The organism is Limosilactobacillus reuteri (genome assembly GCF_002254085.1).
In the GTDB taxonomy this organism is placed as follows: domain Bacteria; phylum Bacillota; class Bacilli; order Lactobacillales; family Lactobacillaceae; genus Limosilactobacillus; species Limosilactobacillus reuteri_K.
In genome coordinates this window covers 86,152-94,523 of sequence record NZ_NGPY01000088.1, presented here as the reverse complement: position 1 = coordinate 94,523, position 8,372 = coordinate 86,152, and the positions used below count along the sequence as shown (strand labels likewise).

Annotated in this window: 9 protein-coding genes, 2 rRNA genes and 1 pseudogene; 10 read left to right on the top strand and 2 right to left on the bottom strand. The window is 37.9% G+C overall.

All coding sequences use genetic code 11. The features are described from left to right. The 4 genes and pseudogenes from CBG10_RS10545 to CBG10_RS11805 all read left to right on the top strand — a co-directional run. A 23S ribosomal RNA gene (locus CBG10_RS10545) occupies positions 1-117 on the top strand; the annotation flags it as partial. An 83-nt stretch (positions 118-200) separates the two neighbouring features. Then, positions 201-317 (top strand): 5S ribosomal RNA (rrf, locus tag CBG10_RS10540). A gap of 212 nt (positions 318-529) precedes the next feature. Continuing rightward, positions 530-718, top strand: a complete 189-nt coding sequence (locus CBG10_RS10535; RefSeq protein ID WP_094512541.1) for a hypothetical protein — start codon at positions 530-532, stop codon at positions 716-718. Positions 719-773: 55 nt separating this feature from the next. After that, positions 774-833: pseudogene (locus CBG10_RS11805) on the top strand (IS3 family transposase); the annotation flags it as partial. A 151-nt stretch (positions 834-984) separates the two neighbouring features. Here the strand turns inward: CBG10_RS11805 and CBG10_RS10530 are convergent. Further along, complete coding sequence (locus tag CBG10_RS10530; protein ID WP_094512539.1) at positions 985-2,013, bottom strand: lactonase family protein; 1,029 nt, start codon at positions 2,011-2,013, stop codon at positions 985-987. 114 nt (positions 2,014-2,127) lie between these two features. On the opposite strand from CBG10_RS10530, the gene CBG10_RS10525 reads away from it, so the two are divergent. The 3 genes from CBG10_RS10525 (at position 2,128) to CBG10_RS10515 (ending at position 6,012) form a co-directional block, all read left to right on the top strand. After that, positions 2,128-2,985, top strand: coding sequence for a methyltransferase domain-containing protein (locus tag CBG10_RS10525; RefSeq protein ID WP_094512538.1), 858 nt, complete (start codon positions 2,128-2,130; stop codon positions 2,983-2,985). A gap of 171 nt (positions 2,986-3,156) precedes the next feature. Then, positions 3,157-3,666: a tRNA (uridine(34)/cytosine(34)/5-carboxymethylaminomethyluridine(34)-2'-O)-methyltransferase TrmL gene (trmL, locus tag CBG10_RS10520; RefSeq protein WP_094512537.1), complete on the top strand. Its 510-nt coding sequence runs from the start codon at positions 3,157-3,159 to the stop codon at positions 3,664-3,666. Positions 3,667-3,687: 21 nt separating this feature from the next. Continuing rightward, entirely contained in the window at positions 3,688-6,012 is a 2,325-nt protein-coding gene (locus CBG10_RS10515; protein ID WP_094512536.1) for an FtsK/SpoIIIE family DNA translocase, read from the top strand. A 61-nt stretch (positions 6,013-6,073) separates the two neighbouring features. Here the strand turns inward: CBG10_RS10515 and CBG10_RS10510 are convergent, their stop codons facing one another. Next, on the bottom strand, positions 6,074-6,193 hold the full coding sequence (locus tag CBG10_RS10510; RefSeq protein WP_003666746.1) for a DUF4044 domain-containing protein: 120 nt from the start codon (positions 6,191-6,193) through the stop codon (positions 6,074-6,076). A 128-nt stretch (positions 6,194-6,321) separates the two neighbouring features. On the opposite strand from CBG10_RS10510, the gene CBG10_RS10505 reads away from it, so the two are divergent. The 3 genes from CBG10_RS10505 to rsmH all read left to right on the top strand — a co-directional run bounded on the left by CBG10_RS10505 (position 6,322) and on the right by rsmH (position 8,371). Beyond that, positions 6,322-6,675 carry a hypothetical protein gene (locus tag CBG10_RS10505; RefSeq protein ID WP_094508620.1) on the top strand — a complete coding sequence of 118 codons (354 nt, stop codon included), beginning with the start codon at positions 6,322-6,324 and terminating at the stop codon, positions 6,673-6,675. 295 nt (positions 6,676-6,970) lie between these two features. After that, positions 6,971-7,399, top strand: a complete 429-nt coding sequence (gene mraZ / locus CBG10_RS10500) for a division/cell wall cluster transcriptional repressor MraZ (protein WP_094502531.1) — start codon at positions 6,971-6,973, stop codon at positions 7,397-7,399. A 15-nt stretch (positions 7,400-7,414) separates the two neighbouring features. Continuing rightward, positions 7,415-8,371, top strand: a complete 957-nt coding sequence (gene rsmH / locus CBG10_RS10495) for a 16S rRNA (cytosine(1402)-N(4))-methyltransferase RsmH (RefSeq protein ID WP_094512534.1) — start codon at positions 7,415-7,417, stop codon at positions 8,369-8,371. Position 8,372: the final 1 nt, after the last annotated feature.

The window sequence follows — 8,372 nt, the reverse complement described above, 5'->3', positions numbered from 1 at the left end:
TTCCCATTTCCTTCGGGAAAGTAAGACCCCTCAGAGATGATGAGGTAGATAGGATGGAAGTGGAAGTGCCGTGAGGCATGGAGCGGACCATTACTAATCGGTCGAGGACTTAACCAAGGAGCGGTCAAGTTTATTGGGTTGGAAGGAAAAGATAGGATTTAGTTTTGAGAGCACAAGCTCTCGTCCGAAGGGACAAAGAGTGTGGTGATGATGGCTTGAAGGATACACCTGTACCCATGCCGAACACAGAAGTTAAGCTTCAACACGCCGAAAGTAGTTGGGGGATCGCTCCCTGCGAGGATAGGACGTTGCCACGCTATAGCAAAAGGACATGCATTGTTTAATACAGTGCATGTCCTTTTTTAGTGCGCCCGGTATGGGTATTAACTATGCGTTGAAAGGCGGATACCTGTACGCAGTCTGTAGTAAAAGGATCTAATCTCAGTAAGCAGTCCGTGTCCACACGTCTAGCAATAAAAAAGCTTAGCCTCCTATACTAAAAGCAATCTTAGTATAGGAGGTTTTTTCTATGGAAGAAAAACACGATATTGTAGCACCAATTTTTAAGACCAAGAATTCAATAGTTAATAAGGAAGAATTTATTTCTCGGCCAGCTGCAAAGCTACAAGTTAATAACATTGAATTAACGATCTTTAAAGGATCTAATCTCAGCCTTGCGGCCGATATAGCTAAAGTGGTCATTCGCTATGCTCATTAATTGGCACGCACCGGAGCATGTTTACCTTATTTGTGGTAAGACAGACCTCTTCTAGAACCACAAACGTTATCAAGAAAAATTAGGCAGCTTAACACCGGTACAATACCGGCATTAAGTTGCCTAAGAAACTTTGTATAATTTATTGTCTAATTGACAGGACCCAGTTGAAGGCCATTGTTGTTTGCGAAGGCTCTCAGAGGTTAACTTCGCGGCGAAAAACGAAATTATAAGTAATTTTTATCTTGCTCTCGCTATTGATATTTAACTTATTTCCACTTCATTACACACACTGGTTCTGGACAACTAACATCTTTTTGAAGAAGGGTTAACTTACCAGTTGATGGGTTTCGCTTATAAAGAGTAAGGTTATCAGAGTTCTGATTTGAAGCTAAAAGATAATTTTCATCTTGATTTAGATTAAAATCGCGTGGAAAATCTCCTTCAGTTGAAATAGATTGGATATGTTTAACAGTAAAGTCTGGTTGTACTTCAAAGACAGCAATAGTATTTTCACCACGATTTGAAGTATAGACAAACTTACCATCATTTGAAAGTCGAATAGCAGCTGCTCCATTGTGAGCTGTCCAGTCTTCAGGAATTGTTTTGAGCGTTTGAAGGTGCTTAAATGATGCATCCTTACTATTATACTTGAGTACTTCTAGTTTACTGCTTAGTTCACCTAAAAGATAAGCATAATTGCCATTTGGATGGAAAGCTATATGACGGGTACCAAAGCCATCTTCACACTTATAGCGAGAGACAGCAGTTAATTTACCATCATCAGAGACATCGTAAACTACAACAAGGTCCATTCCTAAGTCACATACAACTAGGCGATTATCAGGAGTTAGGTCGGCATAATGGACATGTGGAGCCTCTTGTTCAGGCTCGGGACCAGTTGCTCCTTCATGAAGGACCGAATCAGTTTGTGTCAACGTTCCATCTTCGTTGATCTTAAAAACATCTATTTTTGCTGTATGATAATTAGCACTGAATAATAAATGCCGTTTGTTATCAACGCCTACATATGCAGGAGGAGCACCGACAGCTAAGACATCGCTTAGCATCTTAGCGTTATCGTCACTTAATGAGTAAGAAGCAACTCCTCCCTTATCATCTACTTGTTTGATTGCGTAAATACGACCATCCTGACCAACTTGTAAGTAAGCTGGTTTTTGAGATGGAATTGCTAATTCAACGTTCGTTATTTTTTCTTGGTCAGTATCGAGGGTAACTTTGTAGATCCCTTTACTTGTTTTTTTAGTATAAGTTCCAATTAGAAATTGTTCAATCAAGGCAATTTCCTCCTTTTTGAAAATGCTTACCTATATAATAGCAATTTGCCCATCGTAATTCTAGCTGTGATACACTGTTATTAGTAATTTTTAGTTGTTAATGGAGGAGAAAAGTTGAAAAAAGTTGAACGTCAACGAGAAATGGTAAAAAATAATCTTGCCCTTTTTCAATGCCCTGTTTGTGAACAGCCAATAGAGAGAGTCGAGGGAAACAGTATTATTTGCGGAAATAACCACCGCTTTGACTTTAATCGGCATGGTTATCTTCACTTTCTTAATGGAGCGGCTAATACTGAATATGATCGCTCAATGTTTGAATCTCGTCGTCAGTTATTAAATGCAGGACTATTTAAGCCAATTATTGAAAATATCAGTAAATTCTTACCTTCAAAATCTTTAAGGATCTTAGATGTAGGAACTGGGGAAGGAACACCATTATTACAATTAGAAACAATCCGTGCTAATTGTAATGATACGATGATTGGCTTTGATATTTCGAAACCAGGGATAACGCTTGCTACTCAGTTACCGTTAAAGGCATTTTTTTGTGTAGCTGATTTACGTAAATTACCTTTTAATGATGAGAGTTTTGATTGTATATTAGAGTTGTTTTCTCCATCTGATTATCAAGAGTTTAAACGGGTTCTAACAAAAGATGGGACCCTTATTAAGGTAATTCCTAACGCTAACTACTTAGTCGAATTACGTCACCTCTTATATGAAACAGGAGAACGTAATTACCACTATGATAATTCACGAGTAATCGAGTTATTTAAACAACATTATCCTCATAGTAAAGTTGAAACAGTAACCTACCAATTTAGAATTCCAGATGGCTTACAACAAGCGATGCTGGAAATGACGCCTTTACACTGGGGAGCAAACGCTAAAAGATTATCTAAAGAAGAATTAACCCAATTAAAAACAATTACGGTGGATGTAAGCTTATTAATTGCGAAAAAAGCTAATTAATTATTGCAACATTACTAAATTAGTGCTAAATTATTATAAGAAATCGTTTGATAATTGACATCGAATATAAGTGTTTCGTTGGTAATTATCAAGGAGTACTTCATTAAAGCAGCGTTTCGCCGTGCCCACACCGAGACCCTGCTTTTTTTATTTTATTAAGGAGATTTTATTATGACAAACCATATTGTCTTGTTTGAACCATTGTTTCCAGCAAATACGGGAAATATTGCGCGAACTTGTGCGGGGACAAATACTGAATTACATTTAATTAAGCCATTAGGATTTTCAACTGATGATAAGCATATGAAACGGGCTGGGTTAGACTACTGGGATAAAGTAAAGATTACATATCATGAGGACTTACCTTCATTTATGAAGACTATTCCTGATATTAACCGCTTATATATTGTTTCTAAGTTTGCTACCCATGATTATAGTGATGTTGATTATACGGGTGAAGGAGATCATTATTTCCTATTTGGGAAAGAAACCACTGGCTTGCCTGAACGTTTTATGCAAAAATACCCAGACAATGCTATCCGGATTCCACAAAATGACAATAATATTCGAGCACTGAATTTATCGAATAGTGCAGCGATTGTTATTTATGAGGCATTGCGGCAACAGAGTTTTCCTAATTTAGCACGAGTTCATAAATATGAATTCGATAAATTAAAGTAACCTTAAGGAGGCAATAATGCGATGGCGAGAAGAAAAAAGGCATCATCCCGCCGGACAAGAGGGAAAAAACAACAGTATCGATTAATGGATAATCTATTAGGAATAATTGTTTGCCTCTTAATGTTAGTTGGCTTATTTAATTTAGGAGTATTAGGAACCTTTCTCGATAACTGTTTTAAGATTTTTGTAGGGTCATCCTTTCCGATTGCGATGATTATTGTTTTTCTTTATGGATTATGTTTTGCATTGTATGGGCATCGTCCGCATTTCAAAAAACGTTGGATTGCAGGAGCTATTATTGCCTACATTGGTTTATTAATGTGGCTTCAGACAGTAATGTTTCAGCGCCTAAATCTTCATGCAAAGGTAATCGAAACTACTTGGAATAGTCTTAGTAAGGTTATTTTTAACGGTGATTCAACTGTTCCGGTTGGTGGAGGGATGATTGGTGCTTACCTATATAATGGAAGTAATATTTTAATTTCAGAAGTTGGGACAGCGGTATTGTCATGGTTGTTAATGATTATCGGAATTATTGTCTTTTTTGCATTACCATGGCGCGAATTTCTAGTAAAATGTGGGATTGGCATTAAAAAATCTGGAGCAGCAATGGCTAATGCTCACGATCAATTAATGAAAAAGAGAACGGAGAGAGCAACTAAAACAACTACGGTACCATCAATTAGTGAGCCTCTTAGTAAAGCATCACGACAGGTCAAAGATTTCTTTGCAGACCAAGAACCAGCAGAGCCATCACCAGTTTCTTCTCCATCTATAATTTCCCAAGACCCTGTTGAACCAACTATTAGAGTCGCAAGTGAAAGTCAAGTGGAAGGAACTCATAGCGGTACCCAAGATGAGCAGACTTCGAAACAACATGACGATACGGAAATTAAACTTGCAGGAATTGATGCCAAAGAAGACAATGATTATCAATTGCCGCCAGTCAGCCTGCTAAGTCAAGTAAAAGCAACAGACCAGCAGGAAGATTTGAATAATATCAAAAAGAACACCAAAACGCTCCAACAGACCCTAAAATCTTTTGGTGTGGATGCAACAGTTGAAAATGTTAATTTAGGTCCTTCTGTTACCAAATATGAGTTACGCCCAGCAGTAGGAGTAAAGGTTAGTCGAATAACCCATTTGGCTGATGATTTAGCGCTTGCACTTGCGGCTAAAGATATCCGGATTGAAGCTCCGATCCCAGGGAAATCATTAATTGGGATTGAGGTTCCAAACCAGCAAATTGCAACAGTTGGATTTCGCGATATGGTCGAAAATGCTCCTAGTAATGATAATCCAATGGAAGTTCCGCTTGGGCGCAGTGTAACTGGGGATATCAAAATGGCTGATCTAACTAAGATGCCACACCTTCTTATCGCTGGGGCAACGGGTAGTGGTAAGTCTGTTGCAATCAACGTTATCATTACAAGCATTTTATTAAAGGCTAAACCGCATCAGGTAAAGATGTTAATGATCGATCCTAAAAAAGTCGAATTAAGTGTTTATAATGGTATTCCTCATCTGCTCAGTCCGGTAGTTTCTGAACCCAAAAAGGCAGCTCGGGCATTAGGAAAAGTTGTTGCAGAAATGGAGCGCCGTTATGAATTGTTTGCAAAATTCGGTGTTCGTAACCTGGATGGGTATAATAAATTGGTTAAACAACAAAATGATGACCATCCTGATGAAGTTCAAGCTAATCTACCGTTAATTTTAGTTATTGTTGATGAATTAGCAGACTTGATGATGACCGTTTCTCATGATGTTGAAGATGCAATTGTCCGGATTGCACAAATGGGGCGGGCTGCTGGTATTCACATGATTTTGGCAACTCAGCGTCCTTCTGTCGATGTTATTACAGGGCTTATTAAGGCTAACGTTCCTTCCCGAATTGCCTTTGCAGTTTCTAGTGGGGTTGATTCGCGAACTATTATCGATACTAATGGGGCAGAAAAGCTCCTTGGTCGAGGCGATATGTTATTTGAACCAATCGATCAAAATAAACCAGTCCGGATTCAAGGTGCATTTATATCCGATCATGATGTTGAATCAGTAGTAGACTTTATAAAAAACGAGCGAGCAGCTGAGTATGACGATAATATGGTTGTAACTGACAATGAAATTGAGCAAGAAGAGCAAGCTGAAGAGGAAGATGAATTATTCCCCGAAGCATTAGATTTTGTGGTTGATCAACAAAAAGCATCAACCTCGCTAATTCAGCGGCGATTTAGAATTGGTTATAATCGTGCCGCAAGAATTATTGACGATATGGAACAGCGTGGTTTTATCGGACCAGCTAATGGCTCAAAACCACGGGAAGTTTATAAGCAAAAAAGTGAGGAATAAAAAAGATCGGAGAGATTTTTCTCCGATCTTTTTTATTCCGACTACATGGATGTTTAATAGGCTAAATTAAGTTTAAGGATGCAACTGCTCCAAAAATTAAAGAACCAAGCATTGCAATTAACATAAGCCAAATAGCAACCATGGTAATTTTTTGGAAACGAGTTTTCTTTTTTCGCTGCATTATTAACCATCCTTCCATTTTTATCAATAATAGTAGTGTAACGCATCTTTAATGCCTTTTTCAAATCTAGTTTTAGTTTATGTTAAACTTAAATTACTTATTTGAAGAGAAGGGGACTGAAAAGGTTGATGGTTAGTATTCAAGTTATAATTTTAGAGATTATTTTATTATTAGTGATTGGGATAGTAGAACGATTATTAGTACGAATATTTCATCATCCTAAAAAAGCAAAGCATTTATGGTGGGGATGGACAATTATTTTATGGATTCTGATAATCTTTAATATTGGATTTTATTGGCCAGCTTATCCCGTTGCCTTATGGATGATTCTAGCTCTGTTATTAATTGCTTTACAAATTATTCACAATCATGAATTCATTTATCGCCGTTACTGGCCAGTATTTTGGCGGTATTCGGCATATTATGCTTTAATCATATATATTGGTAGCTTAATTATTTCACCATGGTTACCGTTGATATAAAAATATTAAGAGAGTGGGAAATAACCTCCTCGACAAGGCGGTTGGCTAAGCTAGGACGATGATTAGCACGGCACGGGCTGATTATCGTTCGTACTTAGACTCGAGCCTTGTGGTTATTTTCCACGTTATCTTTCTATTGTTCATAAAAGTAGTTAGAGGCTGAGAGAAAACAAAAGTTTTCTCCCAGCCTCTTTTTGTGTCTATTACTTTTTGGTAAAATTCACAAAATTACGTGGTGAGAAGTGGGGGATTGTGGTAGACTTGACCTATAACGTGGTAAAGGAGGACATTAGTTGTGTTAATGGGAGAATTTACACACACTATTGATTCCAAAGGCCGACTAATTATTCCTGCCAAATTTCGAGAACAATTGGGGGCACACTTCATTGTTACTCGGGGGTTAGATGGATGTTTGTTTGGATATCCATTAAATGAATGGGCGATTTTAGAACAAAAGCTAAAGGCGCTCCCATTAACAAAGCGTGATGCACGTGCATTTGTACGCTTTTTATATTCTGCTGCGACAGATTGCGAAATTGATAAACAAGGACGAATTAATATTCCGATAACATTACGAACTCATGCCTTACTTGAAAAGAAGTGTGTAATCGTTGGTGTGTCTAATCGTTTAGAAATCTGGAGCGCTGAACGGTGGAATAAATTTACAAGCGAAACAGCTGATAATTTTGATGAGATTGCTGAAGATCTTAATATTGATTTTTAATGGAGGTTTTAGTTGATGGCAGAATTTAAACATGTAACGGTACTTTTAAAGGAGGCCGTAGCAGGATTAAATGTGCAACCAACAGGTACCTACGTTGATGCAACATTAGGTGGTGGTGGTCATACGCAAGCTATTTTACAGCAGCTCGTCGATGGCCACTTATATTCATTTGATCAGGATCAGACGGCAATTGATTACAATAAAGAACACTTGAAAACTGCAATAGAACAGCAAAAATTAACATTAGTTGAAGATAATTTCCGTAACATAAAAACGGAATTGAATAGCTATAATGTAAAACGTGTTAATGGAATTTTATATGATTTAGGTGTTTCATCTCCACAGTTCGATGATGCTAAAAGAGGTTTTAGCTATCAACATGACGCACCCTTAGACATGCGAATGAATCAAGAACAAAAATTGTCGGCAATGGAAGTTGTTAACGAATGGCCATATGAACGTCTCGTTAAGATTCTTTACCGATATGGAGAAGAAAAGTTTGCCAAGTCAATTGCTAGAAAGATTGAACAACGCCGAAAGATAGCACCAATAAAGACGACATTTGAATTAGTTGATGTGATTAAAGAAGGAATTCCGGCAGCAGCTCGCCGTCATGGTGGTCATCCAGCGAAAAAGAGTTTTCAAGCTATTCGGATAGCAGTTAACGACGAATTAGGCGCTTTAGAGGAATCGTTAGAACAAGCATTAGACTTGTTAGATGTTGGGGGACGAATCAGTGTCATTACCTTCCAGTCACTAGAAGATCGGTTGGTAAAGGCCATGTTTCGTGAAAAAACTTCATTAAGTGGGGATGTACCGCAAGGATTACCAGTAATACCAGCGGGAATGGAGCCAGACTTCAAATTAATTAATAAAAAGCCGATTGTAGCTAGTGATGAAGAATTAGCGGCAAATCATCGTGCGCATAGTGCCAAGTTGAGGATAATCGAGAAAATTAGAGAAGGAAAGTGAC